Genomic DNA, 21,401 nt, shown 5'->3' with positions numbered 1-21,401 from the left:
ACGAACGAAGGACTGAAAAAGCACAAAGAAAAGGGACTTTTTTTCGTTTTACCTTTAAAAAGAACTATCTTTGCCTGCAAAAACAATTTAATTTGACGAATATGATTATAGCCGTAGACTTCGACGGAACTATCGTGGAACACCGTTATCCTGAAATCGGACGTGAGATTCCTTTTGCTGTAGAAACATTGAAAAAGCTCATCGAAGACCGCCACCAACTCATCTTATGGAGCGTACGGGAAGGGCGCTTGCTGGATGAGGCCGTGGAATGGTGCCGCCAGAGAGGAGTAGAGTTTTATGCCGTAAACAAGGACTTTCCGGAAGAGGACACCGACAAAAACCGTCATTACAGCCGCAAGCTGAAAGCCGACCTGTTCATCGACGACCGTAACGTGGGCGGACTTCCGGATTGGGGTACCATCTACCGGATGATTAAAGAAAAGAAAAGTATGGCGCAACTGTTACAGGAAGAATGGGAAGAAGACCAGCCCGTAACACAAAAGAAGAAAAAGAGATGGTGGTTCTGACCTCCATCTCTTTTTCTTTCCATGCCCTATATATATAAAGGTATCAATCCTTATCATCGAAATGGTCCTCACGGAGGTAACGACTGCTTCCGTGCCGGGACTTCGACTTACCGGTGTGCGTCTCCTTACCGTAGCCTCCGTAATTACCATAACCGCCATAGCTACCGTAAGAACCGTAGCGGCCGTAGCGGCCATAATTACCGTAACCGTAGTAATAACCATACTTGCGCTGTTGCAAGTCCACCCCGTTAAGCACGAGGTTCATCTTCGGCAATTTTCCTTCCTGATGAATCGTATTCACGATATTAAAATTACGTTTGAGCGAATAATCACACCGGCACACAATAAGAGTGGCATCGGCCAGACGCCCTAATAATAAGGTATCGCTCACCAGACCGACAGGCGGAGTATCGACAATCACTATGTCATACCATTCACGGAAACGTGCAAAAGCATCGTCCAAACGTTCCGAAGTAATCAGTTCACCGGGATTAGGCGGAATCAAACCCGCAGGCAATACATCCAGATTGGCATGCATGCCGGAATTGAACACCTGTTCACGCAAAAATTCGTCCGAACTGTCTTCCCCGGCCAAATAAGTCGTCAACCCATGATGTCCTGTGACCAGACCGAACAACTTGGCCAATCGCGGCTTACGGATATCCAATCCGACCACCAAGACTTTACGCCCCATCAAAGCCATACTCATGGCCAGATTGGTTGACACGAAAGTTTTTCCTTCACCGGATATCACCGACGTACATAAGAGCACCTTTTCGCTCTTCTTCATGACAAAGCCCAAATTGGTACGCAGACTGCGGAACGTTTCTTCCATTATATCGTTGGTATTCTCCCGTACGACAATCGCCCGTTTTCCGTCTTTCAATTCTCCGGCTACAAAAATATCGCTCAAGACCGCCAAGTCGGTCAGCTTTTCAATATCATTACGCCCTTCGATGCGATAGCGCAACAAGTTCAGCACGTATATCAGTCCGGCCGGAATGGCTACCCCCATCACCAAAGCGATAAGCGCTACCAGCTTCTTTTTCGGTGAAATAGGACGAATAGTGCTTTCCGGAGCGTCGATAACCTGAGCCTTGTCCACGGTGGAAGCCAAAGAAATGGCGTTCTCCTCGCGCTTCTGCAACAGAATCTGATAAAGTGCCGCTTTCACAGACTGCTGACGGCCTATATCGGAAAGCACGCGCTCCTGCGTCGGTGCATTGGAAAGTCGTCCGACGAACAAATCATACTGTTCGTCCACATTGCGTTTCTGTACCCGCAAATTGTCATACACAGTAGACAGAGAATGACGTATGCCCGGATAAAGGGAAGCAATGGCATTCGTAGCCGAGACCACTACGGGCGAAGATTCCGGTGCCGTTTTCAGCAAGCGTTTACGATCTACCACCTTAGCGTTATACTCTGCGATAATGTTATTCAGCCCCTGGTCGGTCAGTCCGAGATTTGCCGGAATGACCTCCATATAATTGGTCGGATTTTCAACATATTCCTTTAACGATTTCACCAGAAGCATCTGTGTCTGCAACTCAATCTGCTGCGTCTGATAATTCTCTATACCTTTATAAGCAGCCTCGGCATCCGACATCAAATCTACCAACTGGTTCCTTTTTTTGTACATCTCCAAATCCGACTCGGTCGTACCCAGTTCCGCATCGATAATCTTAATACGTTTGTTGACAAAGGCTTCCGTCTTGAGAGCCACCTCATTCTTCACCTCGTTGGCATCCTCATTATACACGCGAATCAACTCGTTCATATAATCTTCCGCCCGCTGACGTTGCGTATCGTTCTTCGTGATACGGGCTATCGTCGTCATCTTGCTGATAGGTTCAATGGAAGTAGCCTCCAGAAAAGCCTCCGCCATAATCGTCGGACGATAAATGTAAATCCGCAAGGCACGGTCGTCGAACACACAGGTAGGATCGGGATTAGGCCGTAAAGATACCCATCCGGACAAGGTCTTCACCCTCACCGGAAGCGTCTTGACATCGGCTTCAAAACGTTCTTCCAACGCCTCGCCTTCTATATGATATCCCCCCTCCTGCAAGGGTTTGATTTCCAAAAACACCGGCATGGACAGCGTATCCAAGTCCACCGAAGACATATCGGCCAAAATGGGAGACGTACGGTAAAGCTCCTCATCACGCACCGTACCGTCGAACGCATAACGGACATAAAGCTTCAGGTTGGTCACGGCTCTCCGGGCCAACGTCTTGCTGCTCAAGATTTCCACTTCATTGTCGAAACCATTACTGTTCGTCAGGATTCCCAATTGCGAAAAGTCGGCCAAGGCACTCCCTTGCATCCTGCTTTTATAGGGGTCTTCTTCCTTAATCAAAACCTCAGCTCCAGTTGAATAAACCGGAGCCTTATACCTTAAATATAAAAAAGCAATAAAAAGACAACCGACAATGGATATGGCAAACCAATGCCAATGCAAAATGACCGCATCCAATATCTCACGATAATTAAAATCGGAACCTTGTTCTTCTACAGCATCGTTTGTTTGAAAAGTTTTGTTGGGCATATTATTCCTAATTATTCTCTGATTATTTCCATTCAAGCCACAAAATTAGAAATCTTTGACATACATTCCAAATAAATAAACGAAATAGTTCTTTATTTCGGGCTTTTTTAATTTTCAATCAATTTAAAAACAATATATTATTGTAGGATTCCCTAAAAATATATACATTCGCAGTCACGTAACCAACCTTTCGAAGAGATAAAATATGAAAATTAAGAATCTGGAAGAATCCGGCATTGTAAAATCCGCCATCATCTGCAACGATATCATATTGCTGATGGTCAGTTATTGGTTTGCCTTTGCGCTGACCCACAGTTTCGCACTGGCTTTCAGCTTTCCATACGCCCTGAAAACGGAATTGCTCATCGGCGCTCTGACGATATTCCCTACCTTTTATATAGCTCCGCCCGTATTCCTGAAACGTATGGTTTACGGCAACGACATTCTGGGACGTTCGGTTTATACCGTATGTCTGCAAACACTGTTCATGATAGCAGCTATCAGTCTGATACGGCGGATGAACGTGGCCGGCGAAGAACTGCTCATGGGGGCCTCTTTTTTCTTCTGCCTGCTGTATGCGGAGCGAACTATCGTACACAATATCCTGAAACACAGCCGTTCGAAAGGGCATAACCAACGCTACGTCATATTAGTGGGACATCCGTGGAACTTAGAGGATATTTACCATACGCTGAACGACCATAGTCTTGGATTCAAGATTTTAGGCATCTTCACCCGTAAAGAACTGCCGGAAGACATGCAACTGAAAAATCTGGGAGACCGGCGGATGGTGATGAGTTACTTGCGTCAACACCAGGAGGTGACAGACTTATACATGGTGCCCGACACAGACTATACGGCAGAAACAGACGAGATATTCCGTTATTGTGAAGACCACATGATTCGTTTCTACGCCCTGCCCGTATTCATGGAGTTCCTGACCAAACGCATGGAATTGTCGCATTTAGGCAGTACCATGCTGCTGAGCGTACGAAACGAGCCGCTGCAAGACCCGGTGAACCGCGGGGTCAAACGGCTTTTCGATATTTTGACATCCGGGCTATTTCTGCTCACCGTATTTCCGATTGTGTACCTCATTGCAGGTATCATCATCAAAATACAAAGTCCGGGGCCGATTCTCTTTAAACAAAAGCGGAACGGACTGGACGGAAAAGAGTTCTATTGCCTGAAGTTCAGAAGCATGCACGTCAACAAAGACAGCGACCGCATACAAGCCACCAAGAATGACCCGCGCAAATTCAAATTCGGCAACCTGATGCGTAAAACCAACATCGACGAGTTGCCGCAATTCATCAACGTGTTCAAAGGCGACATGAGCCTCGTAGGGCCGCGCCCGCACATGCTGCTCCATACACAGGAATACTCGCGCCTGATTCGCCGTTACATGGTGCGTCATCTGGTGAAACCCGGCATCACGGGATGGGCGCAGGTGCAGGGCTTCCGCGGCGAGACAAAGACGCTGGACCAGATGGAGAACCGCGTGAAGGCCGACATCTGGTACGTGGAAAACTGGAGTTTTGGGCTCGACCTCCGCATCATGTGGCGCACGCTCCTGAACATGCTGAGGCACAATGAGGAAAATGCTTATTAATCACATATACATATAATATTATGAAAGGTATCGTATTGGCCGGCGGGTCGGGCACACGTCTCTACCCCATCACAAAAGGCGTAAGCAAACAAATGCTTCCCATTTTCGACAAACCGATGATTTATTATCCCGTATCGGTCTTGATGCTGGCCGGCATCCGCGACATATTGATCATATCCACGCCTCACGACCTTCCGGGATTCCGTCGGCTGTTGGGAGACGGTAGCGACTTCGGCGTACGTTTCGAGTATGCAGAACAGCCCTCTCCCGACGGATTGGCTCAGGCTTTCCTCATCGGACGCGAATTCATCGGAAACGATAGCGTCTGTCTGGTATTGGGTGACAATATTTTCCATGGAGCCGGATTCACCGGCATGCTGCGCGAAGCTGTGGCTCATGCCGAACGAGAGGAAAAAGCTACCGTATTCGGTTATTGGGTGAACGACCCGGAACGCTATGGTGTGGCCGAATTCGACAAGGCCGGCAACTGTCTGAGCATAGAGGAAAAACCGGCTTCGCCGAAGAGCAACTACGCCGTGGTGGGCTTGTATTTCTATCCCAACAGTGTGGTAGACGTAGCGGCGCACATCAAACCGTCGGCCCGGGGTGAACTGGAAATCACCACGGTGAACCAAGTTTACCTGAATGAAAGGAAACTGAAAGTAAAAACCCTCGGGAGGGGATTCGCCTGGTTGGATACCGGTACGCACGACAGCCTCTCCGAAGCCTCTACTTTCATCGAAGTCATCGAGAAGCGGCAAGGGCTGAAAGTGGCCTGTTTGGAAGGTATCGCCTACCGTCAGGGTTGGATCAACGCGGAGAAATTGCGTGAAGTGGCTCAGCCTATGCTGAAGAACCAATACGGACAATACCTCATGCGCCTGAGTGAGGAGGTTTTCGAGCAGGAATAAACTGATTTCTCTTTTTCATTTTGACCGGCGGGAATGCAAGGGTGGATCAATCCCCCACCGACATTGCATTCCCGCCGTTTTTATGTCCCTAACCTATACATGGCAGAGTCAGAAAACTGCGTTTTCGCTTGTCTCTGCGCTTACCTTTCACTATCTTTGTACCCTGAATTTAACCGAATAAGAGAAAATACAATGGGTATAATAGCAAAATTATTGGGCAAAGCACCCCAAGAAGAGACCGTACGAGTGGGAGGAATGGAGGACTTCATGACCCTCATCCGTGTATATTACCAAGCCGTAATGGCCATGCAAATGGGAATCAGCAATCTGGCCGTACTACCGGACCTGCGCATCTTTAAACAAACGCTGCATGTCCCCACAGTAAACAACAAGCTGGGCATCGGCGAGAGGAAACGTTGCCGCACCATGCTGATGGACGTCTACGGGATGGAAGATAACTTTTTTAAGGAAATAGATGCCAGCATCAAACGCAACTGCCGCAATGTGAACGACATCAAGAACTATCTGCTCATGTTCCAGGGATTCAGCCAAGACCTGATGATGCTCATGGGTAACCTAATGCAATGGAAGTTCCGCATGCCTTCGATGTTCCACAAAGCACTGCGCGGCATGACCGCCAAAACCATACACCAGATCATGACCAAAAACGACTGGCGCGACGACAACGTACGACGCACTTGCGTCAACATCCGTCAATATCAAATGCGTTTAGGCTACAGCGAAGCGTGGATGACCGAATATGTCCACCGCATCGTCCTTTTGGCCAAGAAAGAGCCTAAACCCAAAGACGTGGACGAGAAAAAATAAAAAACGCTTGGGACGTTAAACGTTTTTTCTTAATTTTGTAACGAGAAGGCAAAAATGACAGCAGAAGAAGATGCATTATTACGGACATTAGAGGCTCGTGTCACTCAGGTGACGCTGGAATACAAGGCCTTGAAAGACCGTTATGCCGCGTTGTCGCGCACCATGGAAGAAAAAGATGCCACCATCACCGCGCTACATTCGCAAATCGACCGCCTGCAAACAGATTATGCCAACTTGAAAACGGCCAAGATGATCGACATCAGTAGCGAAGACATGAAAAACGCTAAGTCGAGATTATCAAAGTTAGTGCGTGAAGTAGACAAGTGTATCGCACTTTTAAATGTGTAAAACATCATGGAAGTAAGCGAGGACTTTACCATAACCCTGAGATTGGGGCAGCAACCTCTGTCCATCACCATACGGCGGGAAGATGAGGAAGCCTATCGGGCAGCCGAAAAGCTGATCAACCAAAGATACAACAGCTACGCAGCCCAGTATCCGGATCAGGGCAATGAAATTTATTTGTGCATGGCGGCGTTGAGCATTGCGCTCTCGTTGAAAAAAAACGAATTCCGCAACGATACACAGCCATTCGTTGACAGCATGAAACGCATGTTGGACACTTTGGATGAAACCTTAGGGACGAAAGCACAATAAAAACATTCATTCTACAGGAAAAACCACACGCACTGTTTCTCTTTCTCCGCGCCATGCGGACGGGGTGAGCAGTGCGTGATTTTTTATATTATTCATTATAAACAAAAAAGATATGGTATTTATAATCTCCGTAGCTTGCCTCATCGTCGGATGTATAGCGGGATTCGCTTTATTCCGCTATGTGGCAACGGGTAAATATCGGCAAATTATCGAAGAAGCGAGCAAAGAAGCCGAAGTCATCAAAGAGAAAAAACTGCTCGAAGTGAAAGAAAAGTTCCTGAACAAGAAGTCGGAACTGGAAAAGGAAGTGCAGCAACGCAACCAACAAATACAGCAGCACGAAAACCGCCTGAAACAACGCGAACTGAGCCTGAACCAACGTCAGGACGACCTGAACCGTAAAAAAGGCGAAATAGAAACCGACCGTAAACGGCTGGAAAACCAACAGCAGGGATTGGCGCGTCGCGAAGAAGAGTTGAAGGAACTGGAAGCCAAAGAACGCGAAAAACTGGAAGCCATCAGCGGGCTGAGTGCCGACGAAGCACGCGAACGCTTGGTAGAATCCCTGAAAGACGAAGCCAAGACCAACGCGGCAAGCTACATCAATGAAATCATGGATGAAGCCAAATTGACAGCCAACAAGGAAGCCAAACGCATCGTCATACAAAGCATACAGCGCGTAGCAACGGAAACGGCCATTGAAAACAGCGTGACCGTATTCCATATCGACAACGATGAAGTGAAAGGACGTATCATCGGCCGTGAAGGACGCAACATCCGTGCATTGGAGGCTGCCACGGGCGTGGAAATCGTCGTGGACGACACTCCCGAAGCCATTGTCATTTCGGCATTCGACCCCGTACGTCGGGAAATCTGCCGCCTGGCCCTGCATCAGCTCGTAGCCGACGGACGTATCCATCCGGCACGTATCGAAGAAGTGGTAGCCAAAGTGACCAAGCAAGTGGAAGAAGAAATCATCGAAACGGGAAAACGTACGGCCATCGACTTGGGTATTCACGGCCTGCATCCGGAACTGGTACGCATCGTGGGCAAGATGAAATACCGCAGCAGCTACGGACAGAACCTGTTGCAGCATGCCCGTGAAACAGCTAATCTCTGTGCCGTAATGGCTTCGGAGCTGGGACTGAATCCGAAAAAAGCCAAGCGTGCCGGTCTGTTGCACGACATCGGTAAGGTGCCCGACGAGGAACCGGAATTGCCACACGCCATCTACGGTGCCAAATTGGCCGAGAAATATAAAGAGAAACCGGATATCTGCAATGCTATCGGGGCTCACCATGACGAAATGGAAATGACTTCATTGCTCGCTCCCATCGTACAAGTGTGCGACGCCATCAGTGGAGCGCGTCCGGGAGCACGTCGCGAAATCGTGGAAGCCTACATCAAGCGACTGAACGATTTGGAGAACATAGCCATGAGCTATCCGGGCGTAACGAAAACCTACGCCATCCAAGCCGGCCGTGAGTTACGCGTCATCGTAGGTGCAGACAAGATAGACGACAAGCAGACGGAAAGCCTGAGCGGAGAGATTGCCAAGAAAATCCAAGATGAAATGACCTATCCGGGACAGGTGAAGATCACGGTCATCCGCGAAACCCGCTCGGTAAGTTATGCGAAATAAGAGCACCGCTCTTTAAGGATAATAAATACGAAAAAAGCCTTTCAGCTAACAACTGAAAGGCTTTTGTTTTTCCCCACTCCGACCACCTACCGAACCAAGTATATCAAGCCCGACATTTAGAGCACAAATACATAGCTACATGAAACAATCCGTAAGACAACACGTCAAGTACGACTATCCATGTATCGGAAACTCCCCAAACGTAAAGGGCTGCATTCAAACCGCAAAAGAAAAGAAACAGTCCCATAATGACAGCCCATGCCTGATGCATGGAAAAACCGGCAGCCATCACCAAATGGTGGATATGACTCTTGTCTGCCTCAAAAATGGGCTTGCCCCGATATAAACGGAACAGCGCCACCCGTATGACATCGAACGTCGGCACAATCAATAATGTGTAGGAGATCAACAAGGCATCGCCACGATAAGGCAACACCACCGGATTGTTCGTCGCATATTTAATAGACAAATACGCAATGGCATATCCCAAAAACAAACTTCCAGAATCCCCCATAAAGGTCTTTGTCCCCTTCTCCGCTTTTCCCCACATATTAAAATAGAAAAAGGCCACCAATGAACCCAACAACCCTGATGCCACCAAAGCATAAACAAAAGTACGTTCCATCTGCAAATACAGGAAGATATAGGCCGCAAGAATGCAAATGCATAAACCGGATGCCAAACCGTCAATCCCATCAATCAAGTTTATGGAATTTACGACCAACAAAATGACAAATACCGTGAAAGGATAACTAAACCACACGGGCAATTCATGCAAGCCGAACAAACCATAAAAGTTATTGATGAGCAATCCGCAAAACGGCATCAGCAAGGCAGCCACCAACTGTACCGCAAACTTATGATTGGGTTTCATCCCTACCAAATCATCCACCGTGCCTATTATATATATAAGAAAAGCCCCGACTGCCATCGCCAACGACGACACCTTTAAAGTCAGTACCCCTTGCCACCACGAAGAAGACAGGATCAAAACCGAAACCAACGCCACCAACATGGAAGGCATAAAAAGCAACCCGCCTAAGCGCGGAATGGCACAATGATGTACCTTCCTCCCCCCAGGCAAGTCATAATATCCTCTCTTACGGCAAAAATCCAAAAGAAAAGGCATTATCCCAAACGTTATTCCCATCGCAACTAAAGCTGCAGATATTATACTACATATTCCTCCGCTCATTTTACGTATTCATTAACCTTATTTTGGAAACGTGAAAGAATGGTTTTTATTGTAAACAACCGGATAGAAATCGCAAAAACAGACAAATTTGTCACTCCTTTGCAATCCCCCTACTTTTTCTGACAATAGGCTTCATGCTTCAGCATAATACATAAACCTTTAGCTTCAAGTATATTAGTACCCTGAAGGTTGAAGTAACCAACTTTCAGCCGCCCTCAGGTGACGGACAGCAGTCCTTATAAGCCAAACGATTTTCCGTTGTGCTCTGACCGCCTGTCCGATTATCATCCCTTCCGCGATTATTTCGACCGCCTGCCGCGCATCGCCTCCTTCATCGCCACGTCCAACAGCCACAAACTGCTCTCCGACCCTTCGGGTAGCCACCGTTTCCTCTACGTGGAGATGGAGCGACCCATCGACAGCACAAACATCGAACATACCCAAATCTACGCCCAACTGAAAACCATGCTCCTCGGCGGCGAACGTCATGGATTCACGGCGGAAGAAGAGGCGGAAATCCAACGTGCCAACGTGGCCTTCTACCGCATTTGCCCGGCGGAAGAAGCCTTTGCCCGCCACTTCCGTGCCGCTCGTCCGGACGAAGAGGCCCTGTCCGTTTCCCTTCCCGAACTCATCGCCCTGTTGCGCAAGCGTCAGCCGGGCACGTTCACGGGTATCGGCATACAGGAGTTCAGCCGTGCCCTCGTGGCCGCAGGCGTGGAACGGCGACACACGGAAAAGGGTAACCGTTACCGGATTGTGCCATTGGAAAATTTTATTTCTCAAAAAGACCCTACGGGATTGCTCCATACGCCAAAAAAGACTACCTTTGCAATATCGTACCAACCCTTAAGCGTGGAACACAACCATGGGAAAGAAGATATTCAATGAAGACCGTTATGTAAACCCTTACACCGATTTCGGGTTCAAGAAATTGTTTGGCACCGAGATGAACAAAGACCTGCTTCTCAGTTTCATCAATAGTTTGCTGCATGACAAGGAAAAAATAAAATCACTCACTTACCTCAACACCGAGCATTTCGGAATCAACGAGACTGACCGTCGAGCCGTATTCGACGTGTATTGCGAAAACGAAAAGGAAGAAAAGATCTTAGTGGAAATACAACGTGGAGAACAACAGTTTTTCAAAGACAGAAGCCTATACTATTCCACGTTCCCCGTACAAGAACAAGGGAAGAAAGGGAGTTGGGACTACCAGCTCAAAGCGGTCTACGTCATAGGTATCCTCAACTTCACTTTCGACTACAAGCATGACACGTACTACCACCACGAGGTACAACTGACAGATCGGAAGACTCAGGAAGTATTCTACGACAAGCTGACATTCATCTACCTCGAGATGCCGAAGTTCAACAAGCAGGAAAGCGAGTTGGACGGTATGTTCGACAAATGGCTCTTCGTCCTGCGCAATCTGACGTGGCTCATGGAAAAACCCGCGGCACTTCAGGAACGCGTCTTCACCAAACTGTTCAAGGCAGCCGAAATCGCCAAATTCACAAAAGAAGAATATGACCGCTACGAGGAAAGCCTGAAAGTGTACCGGGACTGGCAAAATACCATCGCCACAACTGAACATAAGGCTGTAGAACGAAGAATGAAACAAGGGTTGAAGGAAGGGGAAAAAGAGGGAGAACTCCACAAAGCTTTGGAGATTGCGCAGCAAATGAAAGCTAATGGAATCTCTCTATCTGTCATTGCGCAATGCACCGGATTGGACATCAATGAAATAGATAAATTATAATACACTTTAACAATGTACTTAAAACAACTTATCCACCCAATGAAGCATGACAAACAATAAAAAACGCATAAATGAAGATTTGGTATCTGTCATCATGCCGACATACAATTCAAGCAGATTCGTAGCAGAAAGCATAGAAAGCATTTTGCACCAGACTTATTCCAATATAGAACTTCTGATTACCGATGACGGTTCGACAGACAATACAACTGAAATTATAAATTATTATGCAAAAAAAGACAAACGTGTCAAATGCTTCTCGTTATCGGAAAACATGGGAGCAGGACACGCACGTAACTATTCTATCCAAAAAGCTAACGGGAGATATATCGCTTTCTGCGACAGTGATGACATTTGGATGACAGACAAATTAGAAAAACAAATCGCTTATATGCAAGAAAAGAAGTGCAGTTTTTGTTTCTCTTCATATTTCGTTTGTGATGAAACGGGAACACAAACCAGTATTGTTTTGGCTCCTCATTCCGTTTCATTAGCAGATACCAAACGCGATGATAAAATAGGATTCCTTACCGCTGTGTACGACACATATGCATATGGAAAATTTTATATGCCTACGTTACGCAAACGCCAAGATTGGGCCTATGTCCTGCTTATTCTTCAGAAATGCAAAAGAGCTTTTGCCCTTCGAGAACCCCTTGCATATTACCGCAAGTCAAAAGGTTCCATTTCCTCTAACAAACTTTCCCTTATTAAATTCAATGCGAAAGTTTATGAAACGGTTTTCGGTTATTCTACATTTTTAGCCTACTTCTATTTATTCAGTTTATTCCTACCGTCCTACTTTCTCAAAAGAGTCAATCATAAGTTCACGAATATATATTACAGGAAAACACTATCCGCCCAAACTTCCGGCAGGATTACTCAGACGAATAAAATGTCTCCAATATATAAGACAAAGCACTAACATTATAGCAATAATAGGCAGGTTTGCGCAGCCCACCTATAGAAACATGCTCTTTATCCCATAAACTTATACTGGGGCAATATACTACAGAGAGACCGTTAGACTTACACTTTTCTGCAAGATAAAGCTCCTCTCCAAAAAGAAAGACCGGATAAGCCGGAATCCCACAACGATTGAAATATTCACGCGTAAGTATCATAAACGAGCCGTGCCCGGCATAAAATCTCAGTCCTTCACGGTAAGTTCTATGGAATTTTTTTCGTTTATAAAACGTTTTTTTGTACATAACACATATCCAAGGATAACTAAACATCAACCGTAAAAGCTGCAAATGTCTCTTTGAATAACGCAACAACACACTAGGATTACGATCATACCCTAACTGGGCAGAAAACAACCGTGGAGCAATCCATCCTACATTATTTCCTAAATCCAAATCAGCCATAGCCAACAAGGAATCCTTGTCGAGAATCAAATCCACATTGCTTATCGCCACATAGTCGTATATTGAAATATCTGTCAAAGCCATCATACGCTGTACAGCACCCATGTATCCTAGATTCTCATGAAATAAAAAAATCCGGATAGCGCACACTCCTTTTTCGACATGTATGGGTTCTGCATCTTTGTCTGTATTATCAGCCACAAATACATCTACTGCCAATACTTCTTTAGCCTTTTGTGCCGCCTCCTGCACAGAAGATAAAAATGAGACCAATTCCCCATAAGAAGCATAATTCACACAATATATTGCCAATCTTTTCATTTTTTCCCTTTCCTGTTAATATTTGCCTAGCCTTCCCATACAGGCATGGCAAATTCCCTTATACATATATTTCATCTTTTCGAGTCTGCCCTCCTCATATAACACAACCAACAGAAATCTTTTGAACACTTCAAAAGCCCAATGCCAAAATACCCTATAAGTAAAGCCTATATATAGATAATTGCGAGCTATATAATAAAGCCTCAATGGAGAATGGTTTAGAACCAAAGCTTCATGTCCCAAAAGGCACACTTTCTTAGCATACCCCACCTCATGTAACAGAAAAGCCCCATGAACGCGTACGACAGAATAACCGGCCGCCCTCATCCTAAAACAAAAATCATAATCAACCCCATCAATAAATAAATCCTCATTAAAGCCCCCGGCAGACTTCCAAGCCTCGACCGAAAGAAAACTACCCGAAGTGATACAGAATTCTATTTCCTCCGCTTCCTTACATCTGGAAGAATACATCCAACCAAAATTCCTATCTTTCACACGACATGTCAATATGCCTATTCTGTCAACCATAAATTTCCGATATTCCTCAACTAACCCTTCGCCGACCACCGAATCCTGATCCATTGTTAAACACCAACCTCCGCCCATAAGTTCAACCTGTCTCATGATTTGATTCAATGCCGTAGCAATACCCATATTTTCGGTATTCTCTATCCAAACAAAATCTTTATGATTTCCCCATAAAGCTTTCACTTCCGCCTTATTAGCCGAAGCATTATCTACAAGGATAATACGCTTCCACCCTATCAATGCATACAGTGCCTCTACATTTTGCTTAAGCCGTTGCACATCTGGATTATAAAGGACTATCCCAACGTACCATCTCATATCTATCCCATTATTTATTTTTTTCTCATTTTCTTCCATACAGTAGACAATACATGTATCCTTAATACATATTCCTCACATACAATAGCATAACAAAGAAAGAAAGCCAAAGCCCAAGCAAGACGGCCAATCCCACTCTCACTTGCCACAAAAATCGTAATCGCCCCTAATACATAAGGCAGCGATATGCAAGCATAACGACAAAACATGGCAAAAGGAAAATTTATACCTAAAAAAGCCTTCACATAATGCAAAGCAACCAACATGACCGCCAACTCAGAAAAAAACCATGTCAAAGCGGCTCCCATACTATGCATTTGCGGAATCAACAAGCCTCCCCCCAACAAGCAAACAGACACACCACAAATGGCTGCACGCAAAATTTCACGTTCCTTTTGCATAGGAATCAGAATCTGTAGTATACATATTTGCTCCGTACCAATGATAAACACTTGAAATACCACAATGCGCATAGGAAAAACTGCCGCTTCAAACCCCGGCCCCGCGATTAAAGAAATTAAATCCGAAGCAAAGAATTCCATAAAAGAAAAGACTGGAAAGGCAAATAAAAATAAAATCTGAAAAGCTTTCTCCGTCAGTTGCCGCACATCAGTTAGCCTGTTTTCCTTGAACAAGACACTCATACGTGGAATTATTACACTTGTCAATGTAGAGAAAAGAGCTATGATAACCTGATGCAAACGCGTAGACGTAGTATAATATCCCACTTCCGTTTCTCCACATTGTAAACCTAACCATACCGTAATAAGCTGTGTATAGACAGAAGACAATACCGCAAACCCACCCAAACGGAAAAAAGGCTTTGCATAACGCTTTATGTCAACATGCCGCAAAGAACAACCAATGTAACGCTTCCTGAAATTCCAATTGAAAATTGCATTCCCCAAAGTCAATGATACAAAAAGAAAGTAATATACACCATAATCTTGTTCCTCATGCACCAACAAATAAACAAAACAAATGAACAACAAACGTAATACAACAGAACGAATTGTAATATAACGGAAATTTTCTATCCCTTTAAAAAACCATTCTATCCAAAATAAATTAGCAACCAACTTAATAGCTCCAATACAAAACAACTCTTTCTTGTCCCATAACTGTGGAACAAGGCATATCATAAGTGCTAATACAAACAAAACTACCAACGTAGATAACAAGTTCAAAGAAAACAAGTCAGCAAACGCTTGCTGTAACAAAACAGGATTAGACTTGTTTCTGGCAATCTCCCGTACCCCTAACGTCGTCATCCCCATCATAGACAATAAAACACAATAATTGATGACACTGTCCACGAAATCTACAGCCCCGATTCCATCTACCCCCAACACGCGACTGATATAAGGGAACACGAGCAAAGGAACCAGATAAGTACTGCATGTCAATACGGCACTATACACTATGTTTTTCTGCAACCCCATAATCCCCAACTTTATTTGTACGCTCTCGCATGGAAAAGAACTTGTCCAACACCATTAAAAACAAAGTCAGTATAGGCACTTCAATCATAGCAAGATGAAAGAAATAAAATTCAAACCAACCCATGCCTAGCAAGCCACACTCAAAGAAATATATCACATATATATATACATTATTAAATACCAACGTACACAGCTTCAAAACATACATCATTATACTCGCAAACAAGACGTATAAAACAAAGCCGGACTCTCCCGAATATATATATATCGTCCCGAAAAAGGTACGGACATTCGTATAACTTATTCCCGTATGGAAAAACAGAGGATTAACAGGAGAAAGAATTTCCTTGTCCCCCAATATTTGGTTGAACAAATTCACGAAAGGTGCTATCAGGATTTCAAAATCCCCCTTATCAGGAAAACCATGGGCCATATCGTAACTCAGCCCCAAAACACCACTAGTAAAATAATGAATAAAGCGTTCATAGACAAGTTCGAAAAGGTCTGAAGTAATTACACTGTCATTCCCCAACACAGGCAAGAACATATACGACACCAAGAAAACGAAAAATGCTCCCAAAGTCGTATAACACAAGAATAACAGATTCAACTTCATCTTTCCTGAATATAACCGTAAAGCCAAACCTGAAATAACCGGAATAATAACCCACCCCTTAACCTGATTGAGAAAATTAATCAGCAATACGGGCACTACTACCAAACACAGCCACCAGTGTTTCTTATCCAAATAATAAATTGCCATAATTAAAATAGGCAAAGATATTAATCGCAAATGAGCCCAAAAACCATAACCGCTAAAATCATTAGCAAAATCATCAGACCCTACAAAAAAGGTGGTACCACCCAATATTTGCCGAAAATGATAAATGAACAACAGTATCACCAATCCTATGAAAAACAAAATCGATTTAGGAAAAGAACCTTTATCTACTTGTCCATTCACAGGCTTGCCATAAAAAGCCAACAGGGCACCAAGTGTTAAACTAGGTATTGCAAACAACAGCATTCCCCCACACCATATCAAAATGCTCGGATAATAAAACTCCACAAAATTAAAGTTCCCGGCCACAGATATAGATATCAACAAAACTACAGTATATGGCAATACAAGGAAAGAAAATGGGGTATATAAAGTTTTCCATGTTTTTACTTCCAAATATATAAGTAAAGACACTTCCACTATATAAGTGACCAATATTAACAAATTCCCGAAAGAGCCCATCACCGTGTTTTTTACGCAAATCCTAACGCCAATTCAGAGTACATTATCTTTTAAACAACCTTTCCTTTAAGATAATCCAAGAGGATGTACCGAAGAATGCAAGAAAAACAAATATAAAAGCTGTCATCATTTTTTTGGGTGCCGAAGCCTGTTGAGGCACAACCGCAGGCTGCACTTCTACACAGACAGGTGTTTTCTCTTGTACTTTTGCCTTAGCCATATCCAATTGCTGAGCCATTTGAGAGTAAGTATTATAAGCTAACGACATTTCGTTTTCCAATTTTTCCTGCTCTGCCTTGACAGACTCAAAAAATAAACTTTGATGAGCATCCACAAAATTTGCGTATGCAGTCTGTGCTTTATAATAATTCGATTGAGACTCCTTATACAGTCGTTCTATATATTGTAAATCCTTACGTGCCTTTGCTGTCCTATATTTCTCTACGTAACCCTGCAACTTGCTCGAAAGTGCTTGAGCTACTGTAGCCGCAACAAGAGGGTCTTGCAAAGCAGCACTAACTGTAATCAAGCCAGTCATCTTGTCGATTTCTACACCGATTGATTTTTCCAACACACTCAACAACGTCATTTGCTTTTCACTTAATTGGAATGATGTCGCCTTGCTTAATTCTATTTCATTCTCTTTTTCCTTACTACCATCTACCAACGAGCGAAAAAAACTTAACGGAACTGTGGTAATACATGACCACCATGGAGATTTTTGGTAAAGATCCAAATAGTCATACATATTAGCTTTTACTTCTCCGTCCAAGGTCTCCACACGTACTTCCATCATTTCCATTAAAAAAGGGGTGGAAGAAACTATTTCAGGATATAAATCCGGAAAAATAGCTTCATTAGAAGATAAATTCGACATATTAATACCTGCCATTGAAGCCAAGGTTCCTAAATTTGACGACAACCCAGACATTCCCCCTGACATTTCCGGTGCTAATATGACTTTCGCCGTATACTCTTTAGGAATACTGAAAGCTACAATCAAGGCTAATCCAAAAGCTATCACACAATTCCGCAACAATATTTTTTTATTTTGCCACAAAAGCCTCAACAAGACAACGATTTCAATATCACGCATAATCCGATTCCTATTATCATTTAAATATATTCACTAACGTAGCAATCATCGTAGCAATCGAAGCCGTTGAGGTCCCGATAGTCATCATTTCTGCCGTGGTCATTTTTGTCTTTTGAGGTTTAGAAGGCACTACTATCTCACAACCAGGCTGAATAGCCTTAGCAGAACGACGACCGAGCTGCTCCACCGCACCATTCATATAAACCGCATAGACACGGGACTTGTGTGCACGGTCCGCATAGCCGCCGGCACGCTTGATGTAATACTTCAAAGACTTACCCTTCTCATAGTTTATGGAAATCGGATACATCACATCACCACTGATTTTTACCGTATTGGAGAACTGTGGAATTTGCAACTCATCTCCTTCACGCAAAAGAACATCGTCCACACTTCCGGGATTTCTCATCGCCTTTTCAAGATTGATGGCCACGGGATAAGTATCTCCCAAATCCAATTTCAGATTCTGGATGGAATCAGCCCGTGCCATGTCAAATGTCTTTTCCGAGCGCATACTCTCCTCATATAATTGGATCTGTGCAGCCTTCATGGCTACCTCCCGTTGTTTTTTCTCTTCATCCGTCAATTTACGTTGTAACCGCGCACCTTTTGCATAAGCCAAAGAAGACAGACCTCCGGCCGCTTTCACCAAGTCGCTCAAACGATAGTTTTTGTTATCCATCGCATAGCTACCGGAAAAGTTCACCTCTCCACTTATCTTTACATTGCGCTGTTCCGAATAAGCCGGACTTTTACGCACAAACACCTCATCGTACGGCTGGAGATGAAAGTCTTGGCCATCGCCCATCACCAAACCGTCACGGAGAGAAAAGCTATAGGTCTCAGACAGTTTCTCATCATCGGTCACCGCATCCGGATTCTTAATTCGGCGGAACACATCGACTTTTGCCATGGAAGCCGCTTCCGTAAGTCCCCCGGCCTGAAGCACAAGATCTTCTATCGTCGTATTGTCCGCATACTGGTATACTCCGGGAAAGTTAACCTCGCCGTCAATGGTCAACGTACGCTCCCCTTTCATATCCAACGAACTCGGGATAAACAAAACATCATTCTTACGCAAAGGAATATCGGCTACCGTCCCGTCCATAATACCTTCCACATCCACAGACAAAGCTTCCATCGTCAGGTCTTCCTTTTGACGGTGCATTACAGCCCGTTTAAGGAAAGCATCTTCACGCAACCCGTCGGCCGCTTTAATCAACTGACGTACTGTCTTGATACTCCCGTCCATCTGATATTGTCCGGGATGGAACACAGCCCCGCGTATTTCTGCCATATTGGAAAAACGGGGAATAATCGAATCGACATACAAAGAATCTCCGTCTTTCAACAGGAAACCATTCATCTCGAACTCACCCACCGTGTACACGGAATACTCACGTCCGCTTTTACGTATCAGCCGCACATTATCCGCATAAGCGTCCCCGGCAAATCCTCCGGCATAATCCAAAATACGGGAAACGCTTTCGTCTTCTTTCATTTCATAAAACATAGGACGCTTCACCTTACCTCGTATATTCACCAAGCATTCGTACGGCCCTACCACAATCACATCGTTATCCGCCAAACGGATATCGCCCTTTGTATTCCCGTTCAGGATGTAATCGTAGACGTCGATGGTTGAAACCACACGTCCCTGACGGAATACTTTTATATCGCGAAGTGTTCCTATCTCGCTAATTCCCCCGGCCGCATATAAGGCATTGAAAGCCGACGAAAGCGCACTCAATGTGTAAGTTCCGGGCACCATCACCTCACCCATCACTTGCACCTGTATCGAACGAGTTTCTCCGACAGTCAGGGTAATATTCGAATTAGAATAAAAACGTCCTAACTGCTTTTTTACATAGTCATTGGCTTCTTTCACAGTCATTCCGGCTAATGTCAAAGGCCCGACTCCCTCTATTGTCACCGTTCCGTCGGGCGACACCGTCCCCTCGAAAGTAGTCTGTGAAGCCCCCCAGACGTCTATAATTACAGCATCACCGGCTCCCAGGCGATAGTTTGCCGGAGTCGGTATATTCATGCTCGGTTCGAAAGTCAACATTTCATTATTGAAGATATTGCGCCCGAACACCTGACGGTCGTCTTCCTTGAAATAATTACGATAATAAATCAACGAGTCTATATCCATAAACCCTATCTCTTCGTTGAGTTGTTGATTCTTCAACGTTTTATCCTCCCCGTCCTTTATTTCACGTTGCGAACGAATCATATAACCATTCCGTTTCTGGCGTTCATCCAGTGTCTTTTCTTTGTTGGTCCTCAAACGAGAAGTACCGCTTTTAGCTTGCGTCGTCCCCGTCAAATCCAAGGCTCCGGGCTGTTTTTGTTCTGCTTCATATTTGTTCCGGATACGCCGCAACTGGTCTACCGTCACACCCTTTTGAAGCAATTGGGAAACAATATACTGTTGGTCTTTCCCCTTCTCTTGCTGTTCCATGACATAACGTACGACCTGATCGTCCGACATGGACTGGGAAAAAATAAATTGAAACCAAAAACACGCCAAACATGCCAGCAATATTCTCCTTGCCATATACATCAGAATTTCTTTCCTTTCAAAATAAAACTTATCGTAGTAAAAATGATTTTCACATCCAACCATAACGAACGTTGCTGCAAATATTCCAAATCCATCTGCAAGCGAATCAGCATTTTCTGCATTGTATCCGTATAACCATTATACAAGGTAGCCTTAGACGTAAGCCCGGGACGCATCAGAAACAAATAATCATAATCCGGATTTTCTTTTCTTATCAAATCAATGAAATAACGGCGCTCCGGACGCGGCCCTACAAAAGACATTTCGCCGACCAAGACATTCCACAATTGCGGCAATTCATCCAAATGATGCTCACGCAGAAACTTCCCCACACGCGTCAACCGGTCGTCTTCTTTTTCCGCCAAACGAGGCTGACCGTCTCTTTCCGAGTCCATTCTCATCGTTCTGAATTTCAAAATGGAAAAAGGTCTCCCTTTATACCCTATCCGTTCCTGTCTGAATATCACAGAATTTGTCCCTTCACATTTCAGCAAGATATACACCAACAAAAAAACGGGAGACAGTACGAGCATCCCCAACAAGGCACACACGACGTCGCACCACCGCTTCACCGTCCGCGCCTCAGCATTCATGCCATCACAAATCTCCATATTGACAGACACTTGATTCATTTTTCAACCTTGAACTATTCGAATTATCTAAAATATAAAACTCTATAAGAGTGAAATTATTGCAAAATAACGATATTTTTTTTTCTCTCACAAATAAAGGCATGACCGTGTATAAAAAATAAAGAATAGAATCAAAAATAACACTCTGTTTATACCTTTATTCAAAAGAAAGCCTTATCTTTGCATTTCAAACATCC

At 44.5% G+C, this 21,401-nt stretch carries 19 protein-coding genes; 10 read left to right on the top strand and 9 right to left on the bottom strand.

Translation table 11 applies throughout. The annotated features are described in order from the left end of the window. Window positions 1-101: 101 nt before the first annotated feature. Entirely contained in the window at window positions 102-527 is a 426-nt protein-coding gene (locus HMPREF9441_RS09555) for a BT0820 family HAD-type phosphatase (protein WP_039865136.1), read from the top strand. Window positions 528-570: 43 nt separating this feature from the next. On the opposite strand, the gene HMPREF9441_RS09550 is transcribed toward HMPREF9441_RS09555, so the two are convergent. Then, entirely contained in the window at window positions 571-3,078 is a 2,508-nt protein-coding gene (locus tag HMPREF9441_RS09550; RefSeq protein ID WP_008620573.1) for a GumC family protein, read from the bottom strand. Between the two features lie 205 nt (window positions 3,079-3,283). On the opposite strand from HMPREF9441_RS09550, the gene HMPREF9441_RS09545 reads away from it, so the two are divergent. The 6 genes from HMPREF9441_RS09545 to rny all read left to right on the top strand — a co-directional run bounded on the left by HMPREF9441_RS09545 (window position 3,284) and on the right by rny (window position 8,728). Beyond that, window positions 3,284-4,690: an undecaprenyl-phosphate glucose phosphotransferase gene (locus HMPREF9441_RS09545; protein WP_008620572.1), complete on the top strand. Its 1,407-nt coding sequence runs from the start codon at window positions 3,284-3,286 to the stop codon at window positions 4,688-4,690. 20 nt (window positions 4,691-4,710) lie between these two features. Continuing rightward, window positions 4,711-5,601, top strand: coding sequence for a glucose-1-phosphate thymidylyltransferase RfbA (gene rfbA / locus HMPREF9441_RS09540; protein ID WP_008620570.1), 891 nt, complete (start codon window positions 4,711-4,713; stop codon window positions 5,599-5,601). A 192-nt stretch (window positions 5,602-5,793) separates the two neighbouring features. Next, entirely contained in the window at window positions 5,794-6,429 is a 636-nt protein-coding gene (locus tag HMPREF9441_RS09535; RefSeq protein WP_008620568.1) for a hypothetical protein, read from the top strand. A gap of 54 nt (window positions 6,430-6,483) precedes the next feature. Next, a complete protein-coding gene (locus tag HMPREF9441_RS09530; RefSeq protein WP_008620566.1) occupies window positions 6,484-6,777 on the top strand; it encodes a hypothetical protein in 294 nt (97 codons plus the stop codon). A gap of 6 nt (window positions 6,778-6,783) precedes the next feature. After that, entirely contained in the window at window positions 6,784-7,086 is a 303-nt protein-coding gene (locus HMPREF9441_RS09525) for a cell division protein ZapA (RefSeq protein ID WP_008620565.1), read from the top strand. A 112-nt stretch (window positions 7,087-7,198) separates the two neighbouring features. Then, window positions 7,199-8,728: a ribonuclease Y gene (rny, locus tag HMPREF9441_RS09520; protein WP_008620564.1), complete on the top strand. Its 1,530-nt coding sequence runs from the start codon at window positions 7,199-7,201 to the stop codon at window positions 8,726-8,728. A gap of 103 nt (window positions 8,729-8,831) precedes the next feature. Here rny and HMPREF9441_RS09515 read toward each other — a convergent pair whose 3' ends face one another. Beyond that, window positions 8,832-9,857 carry an MraY family glycosyltransferase gene (locus HMPREF9441_RS09515; protein ID WP_244949718.1) on the bottom strand — a complete coding sequence of 342 codons (1,026 nt, stop codon included), beginning with the start codon at window positions 9,855-9,857 and terminating at the stop codon, window positions 8,832-8,834. Between the two features lie 285 nt (window positions 9,858-10,142). Here HMPREF9441_RS09515 and HMPREF9441_RS09510 point away from each other — a divergent pair, with 285 nt between their 5' ends. Genes HMPREF9441_RS09510 through HMPREF9441_RS09500 form a run of 3 tightly spaced genes read left to right on the top strand, consistent with a single transcriptional unit; the run spans window position 10,143 to window position 12,610 of the window. Next, complete coding sequence (locus tag HMPREF9441_RS09510; protein ID WP_008620560.1) at window positions 10,143-10,814, top strand: DUF3874 domain-containing protein; 672 nt, start codon at window positions 10,143-10,145, stop codon at window positions 10,812-10,814. Continuing rightward, window positions 10,792-11,685, top strand: a complete 894-nt coding sequence (locus HMPREF9441_RS09505; protein WP_008620559.1) for an Rpn family recombination-promoting nuclease/putative transposase — start codon at window positions 10,792-10,794, stop codon at window positions 11,683-11,685. The genes HMPREF9441_RS09510 and HMPREF9441_RS09505 overlap by 23 nt, the downstream gene beginning before the upstream one ends. Window positions 11,686-11,731: 46 nt before the next feature. Further along, a complete protein-coding gene (locus HMPREF9441_RS09500; RefSeq protein ID WP_008620558.1) occupies window positions 11,732-12,610 on the top strand; it encodes a glycosyltransferase family 2 protein in 879 nt (292 codons plus the stop codon). On the opposite strand, the gene HMPREF9441_RS09495 is transcribed toward HMPREF9441_RS09500, so the two are convergent. The 7 genes from HMPREF9441_RS09495 to HMPREF9441_RS09465 all read right to left on the bottom strand — a co-directional run bounded on the left by HMPREF9441_RS09495 (window position 12,564) and on the right by HMPREF9441_RS09465 (window position 21,204). Continuing rightward, on the bottom strand, window positions 12,564-13,376 hold the full coding sequence (locus tag HMPREF9441_RS09495; protein WP_008620557.1) for a glycosyltransferase family 2 protein: 813 nt from the start codon (window positions 13,374-13,376) through the stop codon (window positions 12,564-12,566). The two genes, HMPREF9441_RS09500 and HMPREF9441_RS09495, sit on opposite strands and share 47 nt — an antisense overlap. Before the next feature lie 15 nt (window positions 13,377-13,391). Further along, window positions 13,392-14,264, bottom strand: a complete 873-nt coding sequence (locus HMPREF9441_RS09490) for a glycosyltransferase family 2 protein (RefSeq protein ID WP_008620556.1) — start codon at window positions 14,262-14,264, stop codon at window positions 13,392-13,394. Then, window positions 14,240-15,667 carry a flippase gene (locus tag HMPREF9441_RS09485; RefSeq protein WP_008620554.1) on the bottom strand — a complete coding sequence of 476 codons (1,428 nt, stop codon included), beginning with the start codon at window positions 15,665-15,667 and terminating at the stop codon, window positions 14,240-14,242. Before HMPREF9441_RS09485 ends, HMPREF9441_RS09490 begins: the two co-directional genes overlap by 25 nt. Then, window positions 15,639-16,844: a DUF6337 family protein gene (locus HMPREF9441_RS09480; protein WP_244949717.1), complete on the bottom strand. Its 1,206-nt coding sequence runs from the start codon at window positions 16,842-16,844 to the stop codon at window positions 15,639-15,641. The genes HMPREF9441_RS09485 and HMPREF9441_RS09480 overlap by 29 nt, the downstream gene beginning before the upstream one ends. Window positions 16,845-16,953: 109 nt before the next feature. Beyond that, window positions 16,954-18,006 carry a Wzz/FepE/Etk N-terminal domain-containing protein gene (locus tag HMPREF9441_RS09475; protein ID WP_008620551.1) on the bottom strand — a complete coding sequence of 351 codons (1,053 nt, stop codon included), beginning with the start codon at window positions 18,004-18,006 and terminating at the stop codon, window positions 16,954-16,956. 16 nt (window positions 18,007-18,022) lie between these two features. Further along, the gene (locus tag HMPREF9441_RS09470) at window positions 18,023-20,572 is read right to left on the bottom strand and encodes an SLBB domain-containing protein (RefSeq protein WP_008620549.1); all 2,550 of its coding nucleotides are present in this window, start codon (window positions 20,570-20,572) and stop codon (window positions 18,023-18,025) included. Further along, window positions 20,572-21,204 carry a sugar transferase gene (locus HMPREF9441_RS09465; protein WP_008620548.1) on the bottom strand — a complete coding sequence of 211 codons (633 nt, stop codon included), beginning with the start codon at window positions 21,202-21,204 and terminating at the stop codon, window positions 20,572-20,574. Before HMPREF9441_RS09465 ends, HMPREF9441_RS09470 begins: the two co-directional genes overlap by 1 nt. Window positions 21,205-21,401: the final 197 nt, after the last annotated feature.

It is taken from the genome of Paraprevotella clara YIT 11840 (genome assembly GCF_000233955.1).
Taxonomy (GTDB): domain Bacteria; phylum Bacteroidota; class Bacteroidia; order Bacteroidales; family Bacteroidaceae; genus Paraprevotella; species Paraprevotella clara.
Note: the sequence above shows the minus strand (reverse complement) of the source record. Positions and strands in the feature narration are given on the sequence as shown.

Bases quoted from the DNA above. Each gene is read 5' to 3' on its own strand.
- HMPREF9441_RS09555 (WP_039865136.1), top strand. From the start codon at position 102: ATGATTATAGCCGTAGACTTCGACGGAACTATCGTGGAACACCGTTAT.
- HMPREF9441_RS09550 (WP_008620573.1), bottom strand. From the start codon at position 3,078: ATGCCCAACAAAACTTTTCAAACAAACGATGCTGTAGAAGAACAAGGT.
- HMPREF9441_RS09545 (WP_008620572.1), top strand. From the start codon at position 3,284: ATGAAAATTAAGAATCTGGAAGAATCCGGCATTGTAAAATCCGCCATC.
- rfbA (WP_008620570.1), top strand. From the start codon at position 4,711: ATGAAAGGTATCGTATTGGCCGGCGGGTCGGGCACACGTCTCTACCCC.
- HMPREF9441_RS09535 (WP_008620568.1), top strand. From the start codon at position 5,794: ATGGGTATAATAGCAAAATTATTGGGCAAAGCACCCCAAGAAGAGACC.
- HMPREF9441_RS09530 (WP_008620566.1), top strand. From the start codon at position 6,484: ATGACAGCAGAAGAAGATGCATTATTACGGACATTAGAGGCTCGTGTC.
- HMPREF9441_RS09525 (WP_008620565.1), top strand. From the start codon at position 6,784: ATGGAAGTAAGCGAGGACTTTACCATAACCCTGAGATTGGGGCAGCAA.
- rny (WP_008620564.1), top strand. From the start codon at position 7,199: ATGGTATTTATAATCTCCGTAGCTTGCCTCATCGTCGGATGTATAGCG.
- HMPREF9441_RS09515 (WP_244949718.1), bottom strand. From the start codon at position 9,857: ATGCCTTTTCTTTTGGATTTTTGCCGTAAGAGAGGATATTATGACTTG.
- HMPREF9441_RS09505 (WP_008620559.1), top strand. From the start codon at position 10,792: ATGGGAAAGAAGATATTCAATGAAGACCGTTATGTAAACCCTTACACC.
- HMPREF9441_RS09500 (WP_008620558.1), top strand. From the start codon at position 11,732: ATGACAAACAATAAAAAACGCATAAATGAAGATTTGGTATCTGTCATC.
- HMPREF9441_RS09495 (WP_008620557.1), bottom strand. From the start codon at position 13,376: ATGAAAAGATTGGCAATATATTGTGTGAATTATGCTTCTTATGGGGAA.
- HMPREF9441_RS09490 (WP_008620556.1), bottom strand. From the start codon at position 14,264: ATGGAAGAAAATGAGAAAAAAATAAATAATGGGATAGATATGAGATGG.
- HMPREF9441_RS09485 (WP_008620554.1), bottom strand. From the start codon at position 15,667: ATGGGGTTGCAGAAAAACATAGTGTATAGTGCCGTATTGACATGCAGT.
- HMPREF9441_RS09475 (WP_008620551.1), bottom strand. From the start codon at position 18,006: ATGCGTGATATTGAAATCGTTGTCTTGTTGAGGCTTTTGTGGCAAAAT.
- HMPREF9441_RS09470 (WP_008620549.1), bottom strand. From the start codon at position 20,572: ATGTATATGGCAAGGAGAATATTGCTGGCATGTTTGGCGTGTTTTTGG.
- HMPREF9441_RS09465 (WP_008620548.1), bottom strand. From the start codon at position 21,204: ATGAATCAAGTGTCTGTCAATATGGAGATTTGTGATGGCATGAATGCT.